General features: G+C 64.7%; 17 protein-coding genes. 5 read left to right on the forward strand and 12 right to left on the reverse strand.

Annotated elements, in window-relative coordinates; translation table 11 throughout:
* Nucleotides 1–7: 7 nt before the first annotated feature.
* The 4 genes from ABIE56_RS01340 to ABIE56_RS01355 form a co-directional block, all read right to left on the reverse strand.
* Entirely contained in the window at nt 8–2,182 is a 2,175-nt protein-coding gene (locus tag ABIE56_RS01340) for a carboxy terminal-processing peptidase (protein WP_429242034.1), read from the reverse strand.
* 168 nt (nt 2,183–2,350) lie between these two features.
* The gene (locus ABIE56_RS01345; RefSeq protein WP_429242035.1) at nt 2,351–3,652 is read right to left on the reverse strand and encodes a c-type cytochrome; all 1,302 of its coding nucleotides are present in this window, start codon (nt 3,650–3,652) and stop codon (nt 2,351–2,353) included.
* On the reverse strand, nt 3,649–5,889 hold the full coding sequence (locus tag ABIE56_RS01350) for a molybdopterin cofactor-binding domain-containing protein (RefSeq protein ID WP_429242036.1): 2,241 nt from the start codon (nt 5,887–5,889) through the stop codon (nt 3,649–3,651). Before ABIE56_RS01350 ends, ABIE56_RS01345 begins: the two co-directional genes overlap by 4 nt.
* On the reverse strand, nt 5,886–6,425 hold the full coding sequence (locus tag ABIE56_RS01355; RefSeq protein ID WP_429242037.1) for a (2Fe-2S)-binding protein: 540 nt from the start codon (nt 6,423–6,425) through the stop codon (nt 5,886–5,888). The genes ABIE56_RS01350 and ABIE56_RS01355 overlap by 4 nt, the downstream gene beginning before the upstream one ends.
* Nucleotides 6,426–6,519: 94 nt before the next feature.
* Here ABIE56_RS01355 and ABIE56_RS01360 point away from each other — a divergent pair, with 94 nt between their 5' ends.
* Nucleotides 6,520–7,518, forward strand: a complete 999-nt coding sequence (locus ABIE56_RS01360) for an NADPH:quinone reductase (RefSeq protein WP_429242038.1) — start codon at nt 6,520–6,522, stop codon at nt 7,516–7,518.
* Nucleotides 7,519–7,521: 3 nt separating this feature from the next.
* On the opposite strand, the gene ABIE56_RS01365 is transcribed toward ABIE56_RS01360, so the two are convergent.
* The 4 genes from ABIE56_RS01365 to ABIE56_RS01380 form a co-directional block, all read right to left on the reverse strand.
* Complete coding sequence (locus tag ABIE56_RS01365; protein WP_429242039.1) at nt 7,522–8,208, reverse strand: glutathione S-transferase family protein; 687 nt, start codon at nt 8,206–8,208, stop codon at nt 7,522–7,524.
* Complete coding sequence (fliD, locus tag ABIE56_RS01370) at nt 8,205–9,554, reverse strand: flagellar filament capping protein FliD (RefSeq protein WP_429242040.1); 1,350 nt, start codon at nt 9,552–9,554, stop codon at nt 8,205–8,207. Before fliD ends, ABIE56_RS01365 begins: the two co-directional genes overlap by 4 nt.
* A gap of 103 nt (nt 9,555–9,657) precedes the next feature.
* On the reverse strand, nt 9,658–9,921 hold the full coding sequence (locus tag ABIE56_RS01375; protein WP_429242041.1) for a hypothetical protein: 264 nt from the start codon (nt 9,919–9,921) through the stop codon (nt 9,658–9,660).
* Between the two features lie 179 nt (nt 9,922–10,100).
* The gene (locus ABIE56_RS01380; protein WP_429242042.1) at nt 10,101–10,412 is read right to left on the reverse strand and encodes a hypothetical protein; all 312 of its coding nucleotides are present in this window, start codon (nt 10,410–10,412) and stop codon (nt 10,101–10,103) included.
* Between the two features lie 44 nt (nt 10,413–10,456).
* Here ABIE56_RS01380 and ABIE56_RS01385 point away from each other — a divergent pair, with 44 nt between their 5' ends.
* Together ABIE56_RS01385 and ABIE56_RS01390 are read left to right on the forward strand one after the other, a co-directional pair.
* Nucleotides 10,457–10,963 carry a hypothetical protein gene (locus ABIE56_RS01385; RefSeq protein ID WP_429242043.1) on the forward strand — a complete coding sequence of 169 codons (507 nt, stop codon included), beginning with the start codon at nt 10,457–10,459 and terminating at the stop codon, nt 10,961–10,963.
* A complete protein-coding gene (locus ABIE56_RS01390) occupies nt 10,960–12,243 on the forward strand; it encodes an MFS transporter (protein ID WP_429242044.1) in 1,284 nt (427 codons plus the stop codon). The genes ABIE56_RS01385 and ABIE56_RS01390 overlap by 4 nt, the downstream gene beginning before the upstream one ends.
* A gap of 15 nt (nt 12,244–12,258) precedes the next feature.
* On the opposite strand, the gene ABIE56_RS01395 is transcribed toward ABIE56_RS01390, so the two are convergent.
* Together ABIE56_RS01395 and ABIE56_RS01400 are read right to left on the reverse strand one after the other, a co-directional pair.
* Nucleotides 12,259–12,783, reverse strand: coding sequence for a winged helix-turn-helix transcriptional regulator (locus tag ABIE56_RS01395; RefSeq protein WP_429242045.1), 525 nt, complete (start codon nt 12,781–12,783; stop codon nt 12,259–12,261).
* A 243-nt stretch (nt 12,784–13,026) separates the two neighbouring features.
* Complete coding sequence (locus ABIE56_RS01400; RefSeq protein ID WP_429242046.1) at nt 13,027–14,463, reverse strand: porin; 1,437 nt, start codon at nt 14,461–14,463, stop codon at nt 13,027–13,029.
* 226 nt (nt 14,464–14,689) lie between these two features.
* Between ABIE56_RS01400 and ABIE56_RS01405 the strand changes: the two genes are divergently transcribed.
* Both ABIE56_RS01405 and ABIE56_RS01410 read left to right on the forward strand, forming a co-directional pair.
* A complete protein-coding gene (locus tag ABIE56_RS01405; protein ID WP_429242047.1) occupies nt 14,690–15,700 on the forward strand; it encodes an aldo/keto reductase in 1,011 nt (336 codons plus the stop codon).
* Nucleotides 15,701–15,927: 227 nt separating this feature from the next.
* Complete coding sequence (locus tag ABIE56_RS01410; RefSeq protein WP_429242048.1) at nt 15,928–16,503, forward strand: helix-turn-helix domain-containing protein; 576 nt, start codon at nt 15,928–15,930, stop codon at nt 16,501–16,503.
* On the opposite strand, the gene ABIE56_RS01415 is transcribed toward ABIE56_RS01410, so the two are convergent.
* Together ABIE56_RS01415 and ABIE56_RS01420 are read right to left on the reverse strand one after the other, a co-directional pair.
* Nucleotides 16,504–16,821: a helix-turn-helix transcriptional regulator gene (locus ABIE56_RS01415; protein WP_429242049.1), complete on the reverse strand. Its 318-nt coding sequence runs from the start codon at nt 16,819–16,821 to the stop codon at nt 16,504–16,506. It lies immediately after the preceding gene.
* 277 nt (nt 16,822–17,098) lie between these two features.
* Nucleotides 17,099–18,610 carry a mechanosensitive ion channel domain-containing protein gene (locus tag ABIE56_RS01420; RefSeq protein WP_429242050.1) on the reverse strand — a complete coding sequence of 504 codons (1,512 nt, stop codon included), beginning with the start codon at nt 18,608–18,610 and terminating at the stop codon, nt 17,099–17,101.
* Nucleotides 18,611–18,617 lie beyond the last annotated feature (7 nt).

Genomic DNA, 18,617 nt, shown 5'->3' on the forward strand with positions numbered 1-18,617 from the left:
CCCGCTGTCAAGGGGTGTGCCGGTGATTGTCTGCATCGCTGCGCGCAACCGTCATCAGGAGCGCGGCGTCGTCCTCGACGATGTGCGCCGCCTCTTCGAGATACGCGTCAGCACGTGGCAAGTCGGCGCGAGGCCGTGACACCGCATCGGCGCCACGTTCGGTGGCGTCCAGCCCATCGTCGCCCTTCGGCACACCGTCTTGCTCGACAGGAAGTCCTGCCGCTGCATCAAGGGCGCGGCGACGCGCTGCCAGACCGGCAGCGACATGGAGGTCACTTTCCCTGCTTGCCTTCCGCGATGCGAGGTTCAACGACAGGGTGCTCCGCCCGGCAATGGTGCGCACGGCTGCAGCCTCGTCGAGTTCAAGCTTCCAGCGCGGGCTGTTCGCCACGCGCACATCATGCGCCTTGGACAACAGCGCCAACCGTGCGTGACCGGCCACATCTGCCTCAAAGGCAACGGGCTCGATTGTCGACGCAGGCAGCGCATTCTTGTAGGTTGCTTCCCCGAGGTCGAAATCGCCCGGCATGTCCGGAAACACGATGTCGGGCACGACACCGTTGCGCTGGGTGCTCACGCCGTCAATCCGGTAGAACTGGGCAATGGTGAGTTTCAGCTCGCCGAGCTTGCCGTCGGGCCCGTGACCGATGGCGTCGTCAAGGTCAACGAGGTTCTGCACCGTTCCCTTGCCGAACGTCTGTTCACCAACGACCACCGCCCGGGCCCGGTCCTGCAATGCGGCAGCAAAGATTTCCGACGCCGACGCCGACCCCCGGTTCACAAGCACGCCAAGGGGGCCCGTCCAGAGCGCCGCACTGTCCGGACTGTGCTGGACGTCGACAGCACCGACAGCGTCCCTGACCTGGACGACCGGACCCGCGCCGGCAAAAAGTCCGACCAGACCCTGGGCTTCATCAAGTGACCCGCCGCCGTTGTTGCGAAGGTCGACGACGACCCCGTCCACGCGCTCAGTCTTGAGCTTGGCCAGCATCGCGCCGACATCCCGGGTGACGCTCCGGTAATTCGCGTCCCCTGCGCGCTTGGCCTCGAAGTCCTCGTAAAACGAGGGGACCGATACCACGCCGATTTTCCGGCCGTGCCCGACATCGATGACCGACATCCGCGCTGCCTGGTCCTCAATGGTGACTTTGCGTCGGGTCAGCAGAACCGTCCGGGGCGCCGCATCGCCCTTTCCTTCTGCCGGCAGCAGCTCAAGACGCACGTCCGTCCCGGCCTTGCCCCGGATGAGCGTGACCACATCGTCCGTCCGCCATCCCACCACATCGGTTATTGCACCACTGGCCCCCTGACCCACACCTGTGACGCGGTCGCCGACCCGCACCTTCCCCGAGCGCATCGCGGGACTGCCGGCGACCAATTCGGTGACCTCAACGTACTCATCGTGGACCCGCAGGTAGGCACCGATGCCGTCAAGTGACAGTGACATCTCCGAATTGAACTGTGCGGCCGCCTTCGGCGAAAAATAGTCGGTATGAGGGTCGGTGGATTCTGCATAGGCCGTCATGAACAGCGGGAGCGCATCATCGGCCGTGGTCTTTCCCACCCGTGCCGCGAGATTCCTGTAGCGGCGGGCCAGGGTCTGGCGGATGGTGGCGTCGTCCTTTCCGGCCAGTTTCAGGCGCAGCCAGTCGTCCTTGGCATGTTCGCGCCAGAGCTCATGCAGGGCATTCATCGACGAAGGCCACGGCGCGTCCTTGCGGTCCACCTGGACCGATTCTTCTTCCGTGAAGTCAAAGCCCGTGCCGAGCAATGCCTCGCTATAGCTCGCCTGCGCTGCGACACGGCCAAGATAGACATTGATGGGCTCGAACGCGGCAGAAAGATCGCCCCGGTCAATGGACGCGCCAAGCGTTGCGCGCAGTGGTCCGAACCGCGCGATGTCGTCGGCGGTAAACACCGTCCGCTGCGGGTCGAGTTCGTCGATGAGATCGTCAAAGACAACCCGCGAAAAGTCCTCGTCCAGCGGCCGGGGCCTGTAGTGGTAACGCGTCATGAAGAGCATGGCCACTTTCGCCGCTGCCGCCTGGTCGTCGGTGGCTGACAGTGTGAATGTCGGCGATGCCGCGAACCCGGGTGAGGTGTCGCCGGCCGCCGCTCCGCTGGCCGCAACGACCAGGATACTTGCGATACCAATGAGACGATGGGGAAAGGAAGGACGCATGGAGGGGGCCAGAGGAAACAAAGAAAGGGAATGTATCGAAACGGCAAATCAGTTCTTCAGGCGCAAAGACAAAAGCGCAGCCATCGGCATCCGCCCGTGTGCCGGAGACCGCACCGGACCAGGTTCGTTCGGAAACGGCATCCGGGCCGATGGTCAGCAATTGCCCCATCAGAGGGTTCGCGCCCTGGCCACATCCGAAGCCGTGACCTGCCCCTGCTTTCCACCAAAATGGCCAATGACATAGTTGGCCAATGCTGCAACTTCGCTGTCGGTCAGGCTCCGCGCATACGCAGGCATGAAGATGTCCGTCTCCCCCACGCGCATGCGCACGCCATGCAAGATGGCCTGCGTGACGTTCTGCCCCGAGGGGTCATTGACGCTCGTCGCGCCTTTGAGTGCGGCATGGGCAACTTGCTGGCCCTGCCCGTTGTACTGGTGGCAGGCGGCGCAGTTGCCCGCGAAGAGTTGCTGGCCGAGCGACTGGGGCGAACCGTCTGCCGGCAGAAGGTCGGTCGATGCCACCATGGGGGCAGCGGCACTGTCGACCGTGACCGGCGAACCGCCCTTGCGTGCAGGCACCGTGCGCAGCCATGCGACCAGCGCTTTTGCATCCTCCGGATGGAGGTGCTGCAGGCTGTGTTCGACGGCCTCACCCATCGGTCCCATGGCGGATCCGCGACCCGCTGCGTGACCCGTCGTCAGGTAGTCAACGAGTTCGGCGTCACTCCACCCGCCCACACCATGGCTCGCGTCGGAGGTGATGTTCCATGCGCGCCAGCCCTGGACGGTTTCGCCGGCGAGTTCGTCACCATGGCGGAGGCCAAACCCGAGATTGCGGGGTGTATGGCACTCCGCGCAGTGGCCAAGGGCGGTCCCAAGGTACTCACCCCGGTTGACCGCCTCGCCCCGTGCAGGGTCGGCAACGAACCGCCGGTTGGCAAAGAAGGCCGCATTCCAGAACCCCATCGCCCATCGCTGGTTGAAGGGAAACCCGAGGTTGTTCTCGCGGTTGGGCTGCCGGACCGTCGGCAGGCTTGCGAGATAGGCACGGATGGCAAGCACGTCCGCCCGGCTCAAGGCTGTGTACGCGGTGTACGGGAACGCGGGATACAGGTGTGCGCCATCATCCCGGATGCCGTCCCGTACTGCGCGCAAGAACGCCTCGTCCGTCCACGAGCCGATTCCAGTGTCGCGATCGGCGGTGATGTTGCTCGAATAGATGGTGCCAAACGGGAGCACAAACGCGACGCCGCCAGCGAATGGCTTGCCACCCGGCGTGGTGTGGCATGCGGTGCAGTCGGCCATCTCGGTGAGGTACTTGCCGCGCTCAAGCACGGACGCGCCCGCAGGTGCACCGGCAAGCATGGGTGCCACGCCCTCCGCCGGGTCGACCCGGTTGAGAAGCACATAGCCTGCGACAGCGATGAGCCCGAGGACACCGGCGCCGGCGAGAATGATTCGACGTTTCATCCATGGTCTCCCGAGGGTCCCGTCCCGGCCGGGTGCACACCCTTGACCAGTTTTGCCGGGTCGACAGGAAGTTCACGCAGGCGAACACCGGTCGCGGCGAAGACCGCGTTGACAAGTGCAGGTGCGATGATGGCCGTGCCGAGCTCGCCGAGCCCCCCGGGGCTCTCCGTGCTCACCACCCGGTGCACTTCCACAACCGGCACTTCATTGATGCGAAGCACGCGGTAATCATGGAAGTTGCTTTGCTCGACGGCGCCATCCTTGACCGTCACGCGGCTAAAGAGCGCTGCACTCAACCCGAACAGGACGCCCCCCTGGATTTGCGCCTCGACGGAGCTCTCGTTGATGGCAATGCCGCAATCGACGGCGACGATGACGCGGCTCAACCGGACAAGGCCGTCGGGACCGACCTCGACCTCGACCACGGCCGCAACATGGCTCCCAAAGGGTTCACCCACCGCAACGCCCATGCCCCGGCCTGGCCCCAGTTTCCGACCCCACCCCGCCTTATCCGCAGCAAGGTCGAGGACGGCCCGCGTCCTCGGATTTTTGTGGAGGAGCCGCCGACGGTAGCGGACAGGGTCCTGGCCCGCCGCATGCGCCAACTCGTCAATGAACCCCTCGACCACGTAGAGGTTGTGCAGCGGTCCGACCCCTCGCCACCACCCGACGCGCATGCCCGCCGGCATGTCCTGGCGGACCCAGTCGACCTGGACGTTGGGAAGGTCGTAGGGGGTTTCTGCGGCACATTCAACGATATCGCCGTCGAGCCCATCCTTTGTCAGTGCCGCTGGCATGAAGCGCGCGAGGACCGACGGGCCTGTCGTGCGGTCGGCAAACCACACAGGCAACCCGCTGTCGTCGAGCACCGCCTCGACACGGTCGAGGTACGGTGGCCGCACGATGTCCTGCCGGATGTCCTCCTCGCGGGTCCAGATGACCTGCAACGGATACGCCACCTGCTTGGCGAAGCGGATGGCCTGCTCGACATAGTCGTGCTCGAGCCGCCGTCCAAAGCCACCCCCCAGGTACTGGGGATGAAACACGACCTTGTCGGCAGTGAGGCCGGTGATCGCAACGGCCGCATCCACGCAGCGCACCGGAACCTGGCTTCCTGCCCAAATCTCGCAGCGGTCAGCCGTGACGTGCACGGTCGCGTTCAGCGGCTCCATGGTCGCGTGGGCGAGCATGGGCAGCCGGTAGGTGGCAGAGATGGTCTGTCCGGTGGCCGGCCGCGTGCCGGCCTTCCGCCCGACAATTGGTTCAACCCGTCCCACCGCCGATTCGAGCATCGCAAAGAGTGTGTCGGTCGTCAGGTGTGCGTTCGGCCCGTTGTCCCACTCGATGTCGAGCGCCTCCATGCCTGTCCTGGCAGCCCAGAAGTGCTCCCCGACCACGGCCACCGCGTCATCGAGCCGGAGGACCGCGACGAAGCCGGGAACCGTCCGCGCGCGGGTGTCATCGACGCGAACGAGCCGACCTCCGAACACAGGACTGGCCCGGACGGTGGCGACCTTCATCCCGGGGACCTTGACGTCAATGCCAAAGGGCAGCGAGCCGTCAACCTTGCCGGAGGCATCCACCCGCCGCGCCGGTTTGCCGATGAGGGAAAAATCCGCCGGCGACTTCAGCGCGACGGCGCCGGGCATCGGCAGCGCGGCGGCGGCGGATGCAACATCGCCATACCCTGTATGCCGACCAGTCGGCCCGTGTGTAATGACACCCCGCGCGACACTGCATTCAGTCTCGGGCACCTTCCATCGCGCGGCCGCCGCGCTGACCAGCAGGGTCCGTGCAACGGCGCCTGCTTCGCGCAGCACCTGCCAGCCGCTCCGTGTGCTGGTCGACCCACCCGTCAGCTGGCCGCCGACGAGCGGCATGCCATAAAGCTCCGTGCTCGGGGGCGCGTGCTCGACTTTGACCTGGTCGAGGCAGACCTCAAGCTCCTCGGCAAGAAGCATGGCAAACCCCGTGTAGATGGACTGACCCATCTCCACGCTCGGAATGACAAGGCGCACGGCGCCGTTTGAGTCGATGCGGATGAAGGCATTAGGCGCAAACGCCGGATTGCCGTCCGCCATCGCCGCTGCAGCGTCGCCGGGCTGACGACGCGCGCTGATCATGGCCTTTGCGGGACCAGCATTCAGCCACAGGAAGGCGATGGCAAGGCCACCGCCCGCCGTTTGCAGGGCGCGCCTGCGGGAAGGATTGACGGGTGCATCATTGGCGGGCCTCACGCCTCGCCCCCTTCGGGTGCGGCAAAGACATCTGCGAGCGGTATCATGGCCGCCTTCTTGATGGCAGTCCGGATGCGCACGTAGGTTGCACACCGGCAAAGGTTTCCGGCCATTGCCGCATCGATGTCAGCGTCCGTGGGGCTCGCGACCCGTTCGACAAGGGCTGTGGCCGACATGATCTGGCCTGACTGGCAGTACCCGCACTGGACGACGTCGACATCAAGCCACGCCTGTTGGACCCGTCTGCCCGCCGGCGTTTGTCCAACGGCCTCGATGGTGGTGACGGCACGTCCCTTCAGAGCACTGACTGGCAGCACACAGGAGCGGACGGGATGGCCGTCGAGGTGAACCGTGCACGCGCCGCACTGGGCGATGCCACAGCCGAACTTGGTGCCGGTCAGACCGATGAGGTCCCGGAGCACCCACAGCAACGGCATGTCGGGCGGCGCCTCAACCTGATGCACCACACCGTTGACCTGCACATCGACCATCATCATTGTTCCCCGGGATTCCTGACCATGGCGACCATCGTCCACGACACTGCTCCGGCAGTCTTGTACACGTGTCGCTCCAAAATATGAAGCATGATGGCGATATAGTCATCCGACTGCATCCGCTGGAGTTCCGTCCATGAAGGCCGCCATCTACGAACACCAGGGCACTCCCCGTGATGTCCTCGCCGTCCGCGACCTCCCGACGCCTGAGCCGGGTCCTGGCGAGGTGCGGGTCCGCGTGCATTTCTCCGGGGTCAATCCCACCGACATCAAGGCGCGCGACGGCTTTGCCGGGCCCATGCGCTATCCACGGGTCATCCCCCATCAGGATGGCGCCGGTCAAATCGATGCCGTCGGCCCCGGCGTCGGTGCGCACAGGGTGGGCGAGCGCGTCTGGGTGTATGAGGCGCAATTTGGTCGTCCAAATGGCACCGCCGCCGACTGGGTTGTCGTCCCGTCCGCCAACGCCGTCCGGCTGCCGGACAACAGCCTGCTGGAGACCGGGGCTTGCCTTGGCATCCCGGCCATGACGGCCCACCGGTGCCTGTTCGCCGACGGCCCCCTCCACGGGCGCCGGGTTCTCGTCCAGGGTGGCGCAGGCGCGGTGGGCACGGCCGCCATCCTGCTTGCCAAGTGGGCAGGGGCATGGGTGGCGACAACCGTGAGCAACAAGGTCCAGGCCACGGTTGCATCAAGGGCGGGTGCGGATCTCGTCATCCTGCGGACGGCCACCGACGTTGCAACCGCCGTCCGGATTGGCACCGACGGCATTGGCGTCGACCGCATCATCGAGGTCAACGTCGTCGCCAATCTCGAGACTGACCTCGCCTGTCTCGCGCCAGGCGGGGTCATCAGCAGCTACGCCTTCACGACGCCCGGCGAGTCCCTCTCCGTCCCGCTCTTCCGGGCGATGGAAAAGGGCGCCCTGTTCCGCTTTGTGTTTACCTACACCACGCCCCGCGCCGCCAAGGACGAGGCCATCCGGGACATCACCAGTTGCCTTGTGGCCGGTGCCTATCACCCGGCCATCGGGCTTTGTGTTCCGCTTGCCGACATCGTCGAAGCCCACGAGAAACAGGAAGGTGGCGTGGTCGGAAAGGTGCTCCTGGACCTGATGCCTCCCCCCGCCCACTGAGTGTCAACCTGCCAGCTCCCCTGGCACGCGCGCTGGCATGGTTCCCACGGGATGGCCCCCGATGACCACCGCGCGCCGGTAGGCGTCGCGGGCATGGAGCCTGTCGAGATAGCGGCGAAGGACACCACCATGCCTGTCGACAAGGCCCAGTCCGTCGGCAAAGGCAACGAGGTACGCCATCTGGATGTCGGCCAACATGAGGCGAGCTCCGCACAGATAATCGTTTGCGGACAGTGCGGTTTCAACGCGCGCCAGGGCCTGCGCTCGCTCGCGTTGGACAACCGACCACATCACCGGTGTGAAGCCATCGGTGAGGCGACCAAGCAGTGTCGACATCAAGGGGGGCATCCCGCTGCCTTCGACGAACTCGAAGAGTTCGTCATGAATGGCGCGCGCGGGCGTGCCAGCTGCCGGCCTCAGCGCGCCGTTGTTCCGGTCGTGAAGATAGGCGAGTATCGCTCCCGACTCGGCAAGGACCAGGCCGGCGTCAATGATGAGCGGTGCCTTGCCCAACGGATGGAGCTCGCCCAGCGCAGCCGGTGCACGCATCCCCCTGAGCCTTGTGTGGGACACGAGCTGGTAGTCAATTCCAAGCTCTTCGCAAAGCCACAGGACGCGAAACGAGCGCGATTCGACCAGATGATGGACAATGAGGCTTCCCCCAGCCGCCTCCGGCGCATGTGCCGTCACTGCTTGGCAGAGAGTGCTGCAAATTGCTGCTGGAGGAAGCTGCCCGTGCTGCCGAGCTTTGTCATCAGGTTGTCGAGCGCCGTGTACTGCTTGGTCAGCTGCTTGCCGTACGCGTCCATCTTGGTGTCGAGATCCGCCGACTGGTCATCGAGGTCGTCGGATTTCTTGTTGAGGTTGTTCGTGCGCAGGGTCAAGATGCCGTTGGACGCTGTCCAGCCCGTGATGGCCTTGTCGAGCTTGCCGGCGATGCCCTTCTCGCCCGAGACGAGGTCCTGTGTTTCACGCGGATGGTTTGCAAGCTGGGTCTTGAGCTTGCTGGTGTCGAGCTTCAGGGTCCCATCGACCTGGAACGACAGACCCAGATCGCTCATCGAATGGGGACCATCGCCTCCGTCATGCACCTGGGTTCCGAGGATCTGCGACATCTGGCCCTTGATGGAGGTGATGGTTGCATCACCAATGAGCGCACCGACCTGCTTGTGCGCCTTGTCGTACATGGTCAGCGTCTTGTAGCTCGACTGGAAGTTGTTGTACGCACTCACCAGTGCCTGCATGGCCGTGACGGTCGCGTCCGGGTCATTGGCCACCGTCACCGTGCTCTCCCCGGCCTTCGAGAGCGTCAGCGTGACCCCGTCGATGGCGTTGCTCACGGTATTTGACGCGCTGGTCACCGAGAGCCCGTCGACCGTGAACGATGCATCCTGCGCCTTGACGGTCGGGGTGTCCTTGGACGGGTCGAACGCAAGACCGTCAAGGCCCCCGTCACCGCCCGAGGTCGTGACCGTAAACGCGTTGGCCGCTCCCGTGTTTGACGAGGACAGCACCAGATGCGCGCCATCGCTGCCGTTGACAATGCTCGCGGTCACACCGGGATTGTCCTTGGCCTTGTTGATGGAGTCACGGATGTTTTCGAGCGTATTGGCATCGGACTTCACATGCAGCGTCATGCTCTTGCCACCGACCGAGATGGTGAGGCTGCCCGTGCCCAAGGCCCTCTTGGCATCGCCCAGCGCAGGCGAGCTCGTCTTTTGTGCTGTGGCGAGCTTGTCGACAACAATCTTGTAGGCGTTCGGCTGCGCGCCCGAGTCTGATGTCGCCGAAAGAATCGACGTGTCCGACACGGATGTCTTGTTCGTCTTGAAGGCCGTCCCGTCCGACAGCCCCTTGATGGCAGAGTCAAGGGCCGACAGCGCCGAGGTCAGCGTCCCGATGGCTGTCAGCTGGGTCGTGACCTGCGACTTGTTTTCAGCAATCTGCTTGTCTTTTGCGGCCCGCTTGTTGGCCACAAGGGAGCTGACAATCTGGTTGACGTCAATGGAGCTCGAACCGACAGAAGAGGTGGCCACCGAAGGGTCCTTCTCACGCAGGGCGCACCTTGCGCCGCTTCATGATTTGAAGCGTACATGGATTTTTCGACAAGGCAAGGAAAAACACGCAGCAATCAATGGGTCAAATCGGCCGGGCAGACCACTCCCTCTGTTCGTTGAACAAAGCCCGGCGCAGGAAGGCGAGCACTTCCCCGGCCCGCCCGGCTTCGACGAGCTGATGCGACGTCAGCCCCTCACAGCACGAAAGCCCCGCTTCGAAAAACCAGCGCACGCGCTCGACAGGACAAGCCTCGAGCGCCGCAGCCAGATGGAGGATATCCATCGTCACCAACTTTGCGTCTGCCAGGCCGGCGCTTCCGGCCCCCTGCCCCTCCACGATGGCCATCAAACCCTCCCCAGGTCGCGCTCCACGGCCCAGCCGCCCGGCACGGCGGTCGCCCTTGTTATCGGAACGCACTGTAACCGGCTCTTTGCACCACGCTTGGATGAGGCCACCGCAAAGACGATGTCCACACCTTCGTATAACGTTGACTTGCTCCGACTTCGCTTCAATACTTGAAGTCTTCAATCGATGCCGGCCGCCTGGCTCGTCGGACGCGGCTCGGGCCGCCAGTAACTCGCCCCGGAAATCAGCACGAGGATCCGATGGAAGCAAATGCCGTGACGGAAGACGAGATCCGCCAGCAGTTGCGCAGGCTGTGCAGCCAGGGCCGGCATGGACCGGCCAACCTGAGCCGGCCGGTTGCAGCTGTCCTCAAGGAGCACGGGCTTGCCGAGCAACTGAGTGACACCATCTGGATACCCACGCCACGCGGGCGAAGCTGGTGCGAGACGGAAGAAGCGCTCGGCCCGGCGCTTGTACAAGGGACACCCCATCCGGCCGAGCCCCTTGACGCTAAGCCTACAGACAGAGGACATCGATGAGCGCCCTGCAATGGACAACACTGGTCCACGCCATCATTGCGACCCTTGGACTCGGCACGGGCCTTGTGGCCACTGGCAGACTCGTGTCCCACCGGCCGCCCGGGGTGCTGCTCCGCTTCTTCTTTGCGTTTGCCTCCCTCACTGACGCCACGGGCTTCCTGTTTCCGTACCGGGACATTCTCCCGACGCACCTTGCGGCCATCGCGTCGCTCATGGTCCTTGGCGTGACGCTGCGCGGCTACGTGGTGGCCCACCAGCACGGCGCCTGGCGGGGGATCTACCGCGTCGGCGTCATCACCAGCACCTACCTGTTGGCATTGATGGCAACGCTGCAGGTGTTCTCCCAGCCCGGCTCCACTCCGGCAGCCATCCATGCCCCCCGGCTTTTCCTCGCGACCCAGGGGTTGCTGCTCGCCGCGTCGCTTGCCGCATGCGTCCAGTCCCTGCGAGCAAGGCCGGGGCGTCGGCGGCGCACCACCCCTCCGATGGAAGTCCATCCATGACCCATGCCCATCGCCGCCGGCACGCGTATCTTGTCGTCGCCGTGACCTTCATTGCCTTGCTGCTGTCTGCAGGCATCCGCTCTGCGCCCGGCGTCCTCATGGTGCCGCTGGGCATCGCCTTCGGCTGGGACCGCTCGGTGGTGTCGACCGGTGCTGCAACCGGCATCTTCCTCTATGGGCTGGTCGGCCCGTTCGCGGCCGCCTTGATGCTTTCGTTTGGCATCCGCAGGACGATGATGAGTGGCTTGCTGGTCATTGGTGCTGCGACCCTTGCCAGCCTGTGGATGACAGAGCCCTGGCATTACCTTTTGACCTGGGGCGTGTTTTCGGGCATTGGCTCGGGCGCCCTCGCCGGCGTGCTGGGCGCCGCCGTGGTCAACCGCTGGTTTGCCACGCGCCAGGGCCTGATGATTGGCATTCTCAGCGCAAGCACGGCGACCGGCTCACTCATCTTCCTGCCCTTTCTTGCCTGGCTGTCCCGCAATGCCCAGTGGCAGCCGGTCGCCATCGCTGTCTCCGCCGCATCACTCGCCATGGTCCCCGTGGTGTACTTTCTCGTGCCGGAGCATCCCCACCATGTCGGCGCACGGCGCGTGGGCGAGACCGACGCATCCCCGCCGCCGCCCGCGCCCCGGCAGGCAAAGACGCCCATGGCCGCCATCCATGTGCTGTCCCGCGCCTGGCGGGCCCCGGCGTTCTGGCTTCTTGCCGGAACCTTCTTTGCCTGCGGCCTGACCACCAACGGGCTCGTTGGCACCCACCTCATCGCCTACTGTGGCGACCATGGGATACCCCCTGTGCATGCGGCCGGGTTCCTGTCGATGATTGGGCTTTTCGACCTCATTGGCACGACCGCCTCGGGTTGGCTGACCGACCGTTACGACGCCCGACGCCTGCTCATCGGCTTTTACACCCTCCGGGCCGTCTCGCTGCTCATCGTGCCCTTCGTCGAATTCTCCACCGCGAACCTGACGGTTTTCGCGGTGTTCTTCGGCCTCGACTGGATAGCAACCATCCCCCCCACGCTCAGACTCGCCAACGAGGCATTCGGGGAGCAGGACGCGCCCATCGTCTTCGGCTGGGTCGTCGTCGCCCATCAGCTGGGCGCAGCCGGCGCTGCCGTCGGCGCCGGAGCAGTCCGGCAGACGGCAGGGTCTTACCTCCCGGCATTCGTTGCGGCCGGTGTCATTGCGCTCGTCGCCGCAGCGGTCCTCGGCGTGTCCTCCTGGCAACAGACTCGACGCTTGCGTCAGGGTGCGCAGGTGCCCGTCGCGTCATGACCTGTTGCTGACGCCTCAGGCGTCCACGCCCCGGGGATGGCGCCGCACGTCGAAGAAGGCGTGACGGCGCCTTGCGCGCTCGTCCGAAAACGACGGGCTGATGGCCGTGATGCATTCGTCGAACCGGAAGGGAAATGCCTCCTCCGGCATCCGCTCGCCAGGCTCGATGGCCTCGCCTGTGCAGCGGACGACCAGCGTGATGGGCAGTGGCTCATCGTCTGCGTATGCCGTCCACCGCACGCCCCAGTCCCGCATGGCCAGCAAGATGGCATCGAACTCCTTGCCCTTGTCCGTTGAGTAGTACTCATAGCGCGGAGGACGGTCGGTATACTGGCGCCGCTCGATGACCCCGTCGTGCTCGAGCCGTTTGAGACGGGTGGAAAGGAGAAAGGAGGACATCCCGGTCTGCGCCTGAATCTCGTCAAAGCGCGCATTGCCCATGGCCAGCTCCCGGAGGATAAGCAGGGTCCAACGGTCACCGACCACCGCAAGGGTTCTCGCAATGGGGCAAAGGCTCCCGGAGATTTCCTCCCAGTTCATGCAACGCTCCTGTTTCCCTTGGGTCGACACGACGCGCCAGTCACACAGTCTGCCACCACCGCGTGGCGATTTTCCAGACCCGGACAGATGCCACTTCAATTATTGCTTCATGTGCCCATCGATGGAAGACGCCGTCAGCGGCCACATCGTACACATTTACGGCAAACGCATCTGTGCGACCCAGAGACAGCAAAAAAAGGGGGCCGCATGGCCCCCTCCTTTTCCTTGCCTGTCGTGGAAACCTCAGAACGTCAGCATGCCCCAGACGCCCACTTCGTTCGTCTTGTAGTGATAGGGCGTGGCGTCCGGTCCATCGAGCTTGTTGTGCTTGTAGACAAGCGCGAGCTTCATGTTCTTGAGCACCTCGTAAGACACGCCGCCGTTCCAGTACTTGTCCTTGATTTTCCGCTGGACACTGGCGAGGTTTTCGTACTTGTAGTCCACGTTGTCGTAGCGGGCAAAGGCCGCCCACTGATCAACAAACTTCCAGTCAGTCCACAGGGAGTACCCGTCAGCCTTGTCCTTCGTGGTCCCTGACGCGGTACCGACCCCCGCTCCCGCGCCCTGGTACTTGAGGATGTCGTCCCAGTTTTCGGTGTGGAAATACTCGCCACCGATACCCCAGGACGCGTCGCGCCAGGCGAGCAAGGCATCGCCACGGGTCGCCGTGCGGGTCGGCGCACCGCCGTCCGTGTCATTCCCGCGCTTGCCGCTGTAGCCACCCACGGCGACAACCATCTGCTCGATGGGCGAGTACCCGATGCGCGCTTCCGTGTCCACCGACTTCGACCGGCTGAGGTTCCGGTATCCGCGCCCGTTGACCACAGAGACCTGGTAGTTGACCGAGTTGTCGCCCGTTGTTGCGCCAAGGGCGTGGATGCCCCAGTCTGAGGAGTTGCCAAACGCGCCCACGCCGCCCGCCGTCGCCGTGCTGCCGCTGCGACCACCCTCAAACGAACGGTCGGTGATGGTGTTTTCGACGAAACGGTAGCCGTACCACTTCTCGACGAACGGGATCCAGGGCATGTCCGCCGCACCGAAGCGGACGGTAAAGAGCCTGTCGAACTTGCCCTGCACGTAAGCCTTCTTCACGAAGAGAATGGTCGAGCCGAAGTTGACCGTGCCGGACGACGAGGAGATGTTGCCGATGTAGTTGAAGTCGGTCGTGAGGTTCGCCGACCAGACATCATCGAACGTGTGGTCAACCGTCAGGTAAAAACGCTTGACATCAAAGCCAGTGCCGTTCACCGCGCCGTGTCCGTCGCGCTTGCTGTTTGCGCCCGTGCCGGTCTTCTCATCGTGACTTTGGTTGGTCACATCAAAAAACATTGTTCCGCCAACCCTGGTGTTGGCAACAAGCTTGTCGAGTGCGTCGAGCTTCTTGGCAAGGGCGTCTGACGGCTTTGCGGTCGCCATCTGCACATCATTGACCACCTTTGCCGTCTCGACCTGGGCGTCCGCCTGCGCGTCTTGCCTTGCCTTGAGATCAGCGATGGTTCCCTGAAGAACGGCAATCTGACGCTGCATTTCCTGAAGCACTTCATCACTGTCTGTACCGGATTTAGCCGGTATCGACTTCTTGGTCGCTGCGATGACGGAAGAAGGGTGCGATGCGAGCGCGATGCATACGCAGGCGGAAATAGCACGAAGCGCCAACCTGGCGGACGGGACGGATGACATGGAAGGTATACCCCTGATGGACGTCTAATTGGCGCGATGGTGCGCCAAACCGCCGCAAATGCTCAGTTTTCTCCATGGCAGTCCCGAGACGTTTCCATGACATTGACATGTCAAGCCATGTTTCACGCGAAGCATCCAACGAAAACAACGGGTTTTTACAAACGCCTCCTTGACATGTTTTTTCCTTCGCTTCAATATCTGAAGTGTCTATCAAGTGAGCCAAGCCATGTCCGACCTGCCCTCTCTCCGCCACTCCATTGGCCCCCTCGGCTTCGGCGGCGCGCCGCTGGGCAACATGTTCCGTGCGGTCACCGAAGCGCAGGCGGAGGAAACCCTCCATGCCGCATGGAATGCCGGTATCCGCTACTTCGATACGGCACCGGTCTACGGCACCGGGCTCTCCGAGCACCGGTTCGGGCACGCCCTGAGGAGCCGTCCGCGCGACGAATTCGTCCTGTCGACGAAGGTGGGACGCATGCTGCGCGCCAACCCTGGCTCTGACGGCAACGTGGGTCCCTTCGTCGGCGGCCTGCCCTTCGATGTTGCCTATGATTACAGTGCCGATGGCGCAAAACGCTCGGTGGAAGACAGCCTGCAACGCCTTGGCATGTCACGCATTGACATCGTCTACATCCACGATATTGCCGAGGACGTCCATGGTCCGGGCTGGAAGCCGCTTTTTGACGAGGCAATGACTGGCGCTGCGCAAGCGCTCGATGACCTCAAACGCCAGGGTGTCATCCGGGCCTGGGGACTGGGCGTGAACACTGTCGAGGCCTGCGAGCGCGCGCTCGGCCAAAGCAATCCTGACATTTTCCTTCTCGCCGGCCGCTACAGCCTGCTCAACACGCCCGCACTCGACAAGTTGTTCCCGGACTGCCTCGCCAGAGGCGTGGACGTGGTCGTTGGAGGACCGTACAACTCGGGACTGATTGCTGGTGGAAACAACTACAACTACCGCGAGGCCGAAACGCACGAGGTGGCTGCGCGCGACGCCCTGACGGCGGTGGCAGCACGCCATGGTGTCGACCTGCGCGCGGCGGCCCTGCAGTTTTGCGAAGCCCATCCGGCCGTTGTATCGGTCATCCCGGGCACGTCAACGCCGGCACGAGTCGCCGAAAACGTCGCGCTCCTCGCCCAGCCCATCCCGGATGCCTTCTGGGCTGAGCTGAAGGCGGCCGGACTTATCCCCGCACACGCACCGACGCCCGCCACACCGGCGTTGGCGAGCGCCTGATGTCTTCCGTGCGCGCGCCGGACGAGCCGGATGCCGCTGCCTCCGGCCCCGGCCCCGGCCCCGGCCCCGGGCCCCGGGATGATTTGGTGAGGCTGACCACCGTCGTGGCAGACACCCGCCGCTGCGAAGGCCGCGCCCGCCAGGAGACCGTCTCGCTTCGCCAGATGGCCCTCGTCCAGGAGCGGGCACTTGTGCTGCATGTCCACGCGTCGGCAGGGAGACGTGACATGCTCCTCATCACCTTTGCAGGCCTTCGCATTGCCAGCGCGCCGGTGCCCCGCCCGCTTCTCGTCAATTTCACGAACGGCCCGGCGGCCCGGACACAGCAAGGCACCGCAGCCCTCGCGCACGCCCTGGACGACGCGGTGCGCACGATGCCCGCCAACAGCCGCCTTCTTGCCCACCTTGCCCTCGCACTCCAGGCCCTCGCCGGTGACGGGGGCGCCGCACAGGGGCCCCCCGCTTCGGGCCTGTCGGACGCGCAGTTGCGTCGGGCACTGGCCTTTATCGAGGAACGGTTCAGCGAGCCGTTGAAGCTTGCCGACATGGCGGCCGCCTGCGCCTTGTCGCCGGGTCACTTCGCCCGTGCATTCCAGGCCAGCACCGACAAGACGCCCTACCGCTGGCTCCTCGATCGCCGTATCGCCGAGGCCCAGCGGCTGCTGGCCATGACAACGACACCCCTCCTGCAAGTCGCCCTCGCGTGTGGCTTTGCATCGCAAAGCCACTTCACTCGCATCTTCCGCAACACCACGGGCACGCCGCCCGGCGTCTGGCGGCGCTCGGCGACCACCTTTGGGTAGTCAGCCGTGTGCGGCAAGGCGGCCGGCTTCGCGCTCCCGACGCCGCCAGCGGTCCGGCGACTCCCCGAAGGCCTTGCGGAACTGGCGGCAGAGGTGGGCCTGGTCATAAAAGCCGGTTTCAACGGCAATGGTCAGAAGGCTCATGTCGGTCGTGACCATCAAGCGAGCCGCCGCCTCGACCCGCCGACGGGTCAGGAACCGGAACGGCGTCGTTCCAAAGGTGGCCTTGAATGCACGGTGGAACGCGCCCTTGCTCAAGCCGGCGCATGCGGCCAGTTCGCCACCCGTCAGCGCCCGGTCATAGCCCTGCTCAATCATGGCAAGGACCGCCTTGCGCCGACGCTCGGTAAGCGCTCCGGACGGCAAGGCGTGAAGGCAGGTGACAGAGGCCGAAGGTGGGCCAGAACGCCCCGCCATACGCGCCCCTTCCCCGGGTTCATCCTGCGCACTCCGGGGCACCGCCCGCATGGGGACCACTGATTGGTTGATTCGTCCGCTCATGGCCCCTCCGGCGCCGCATGGTCGTGGTGCCATGCGGGGTCACTCGCAGACAGACCCCGGGCATGACGGGGTCATATTACTTCATTATTTGAAGTCACGAAAGCGCACCATCTCCCGGCTTGGCAGCGGGCGATGCGTCCGCCTTCGGCAGCGCAAGGCCGTGGAAACGGAAGACGCCTTCGAGAAGGCGGCGGATGAACCCGTCCGGGTGCTGCGGGCCACGGCCGGGTTCATTCCCCTGCCGCTCGGCGCGCGCCTGGTAGTCAAGGAGCGAGTCGAGCATCAACCGCGCGACCTCGGGCCGGGATGCGAGAAGCGCCGTAAGGTCTGCCTTGGCCAGACGGAGCGCATCCACGGCGGTGATGGCGCGGACACGCACGCCGGCGCCAGCGCCAGTCAGGATGCCTGCGCGGCCGAGGGCCTCCCCCGGACCCAGACGTCTGACCTCGCGGTGCGGGCCGGAAGGCTTGTCAAGAGAGCCGACCCCGCGTGCAAAGACCAAGAGCGCATGACCATCCGTGCTGTCTCGGTCATCATCCAGAATGGTCTCACCCGGCCCGAAATGCACCCATGTTGCCGTGGCCGCAAGCGTCCTCAGCTCGTCCATCGTCAGCGGCGAAAAAAGCTCGAGCCCGGCGAGAAGCGCCAGGGCACGTGTATCGCGGCGCCCCTCGTCGCTTGCCGTGACGGTCATCACGCCCTCGGCTGCAAGGTGCTGGCAGGCGAGCTCGATGAGCTCGCTTCTGACCTCGCCGCGTGTCCCGGCCGTGGGCGCGTAGGCCACAAGCTCATAGGCGATGCTGCGGTCTCCGACACTCACCGCCGTCGCGCTGGCCTGCGGGTCGGCCAGTGCACGCATCGATGCCTGAAGCGCATGGCGCAGCGCAGGCAGCACGACGCCTGGGCTGTGGACGTGCGGGATGTGGATGCTGACCGTGACGCCGTGGAGGTTTGACGGCTGGCTGTAGTTGAGAATGTCAGCCTTTGCCGCGACGCTGTTGGGCACGACCACGTGATTGCCGTTTTCATTGAGGAGCGTCGTCGCACGCCAGTTGCGCTGGACAACCTTCCCCTCCGTCTCGCCAATCCTGACGAGGTCCCCGAGGCGGAAGGGCTGGGTCGCGTTGAGGACAAGACCGGAAAACACATCGGCAAGCGTGCTTTGCACGGCGAGGCCAAGAACAATGGCCACGGCGCCCGATGTGGCAAGAACGCCCCGGATGGGCACATCGAAAACAGACCGGACGGCCCCGAGCAGGGCGACAAGAAACACGAGAGCGCTGGCGAGATCCTGGGTCAGCCGTTCCTCCCGCCAGCTTGCGGGCAAGAGGTGCCTTGCAATGAGGGCGGCCAGATGGGCTCCCTGGAACCACCACACGAGTGCCAGGGCCGCGTCGACCGAGCCTTCGACAGCATCCGGGTCGTCCGGAAGCGGGTCAAACGGATGGATGCCGAGCAGCCAGAGCGCATAGCTTAGGCCGGCAAACAGCAAAAGGCGCATGGCAATGCGCGTGGCCTTGCGGTCGACACGGGTAAAGCGCCAGGCAAGGAAGTCAACGAGGAGAAGACCAACGCCAAGCGCCAGTCCACTGTCTGCAATGGCCATCACGCTT

The sequence above is a fragment of the Luteibacter sp. 621 genome, from assembly GCF_050435445.1.
Lineage (GTDB): Bacteria > Pseudomonadota > Gammaproteobacteria > Xanthomonadales > Rhodanobacteraceae > Luteibacter.

Bases quoted from the DNA above. Each gene is read 5' to 3' on its own strand.
- ABIE56_RS01340 (WP_429242034.1), bottom strand. From the start codon at position 2,182: ATGCGTCCTTCCTTTCCCCATCGTCTCATTGGTATCGCAAGTATCCTG.
- ABIE56_RS01345 (WP_429242035.1), bottom strand. From the start codon at position 3,652: ATGAAACGTCGAATCATTCTCGCCGGCGCCGGTGTCCTCGGGCTCATC.
- ABIE56_RS01360 (WP_429242038.1), top strand. From the start codon at position 6,520: ATGAAGGCCGCCATCTACGAACACCAGGGCACTCCCCGTGATGTCCTC.
- ABIE56_RS01375 (WP_429242041.1), bottom strand. From the start codon at position 9,921: ATGGCCATCGTGGAGGGGCAGGGGGCCGGAAGCGCCGGCCTGGCAGAC.
- ABIE56_RS01380 (WP_429242042.1), bottom strand. From the start codon at position 10,412: ATGGGGTGTCCCTTGTACAAGCGCCGGGCCGAGCGCTTCTTCCGTCTC.
- ABIE56_RS01385 (WP_429242043.1), top strand. From the start codon at position 10,457: ATGAGCGCCCTGCAATGGACAACACTGGTCCACGCCATCATTGCGACC.
- ABIE56_RS01390 (WP_429242044.1), top strand. From the start codon at position 10,960: ATGACCCATGCCCATCGCCGCCGGCACGCGTATCTTGTCGTCGCCGTG.
- ABIE56_RS01395 (WP_429242045.1), bottom strand. From the start codon at position 12,783: ATGAACTGGGAGGAAATCTCCGGGAGCCTTTGCCCCATTGCGAGAACC.
- ABIE56_RS01400 (WP_429242046.1), bottom strand. From the start codon at position 14,463: ATGTCATCCGTCCCGTCCGCCAGGTTGGCGCTTCGTGCTATTTCCGCC.
- ABIE56_RS01405 (WP_429242047.1), top strand. From the start codon at position 14,690: ATGTCCGACCTGCCCTCTCTCCGCCACTCCATTGGCCCCCTCGGCTTC.
- ABIE56_RS01410 (WP_429242048.1), top strand. From the start codon at position 15,928: ATGCTCCTCATCACCTTTGCAGGCCTTCGCATTGCCAGCGCGCCGGTG.
- ABIE56_RS01415 (WP_429242049.1), bottom strand. From the start codon at position 16,821: ATGATTGAGCAGGGCTATGACCGGGCGCTGACGGGTGGCGAACTGGCC.
- ABIE56_RS01420 (WP_429242050.1), bottom strand. From the start codon at position 18,610: ATGGCCATTGCAGACAGTGGACTGGCGCTTGGCGTTGGTCTTCTCCTC.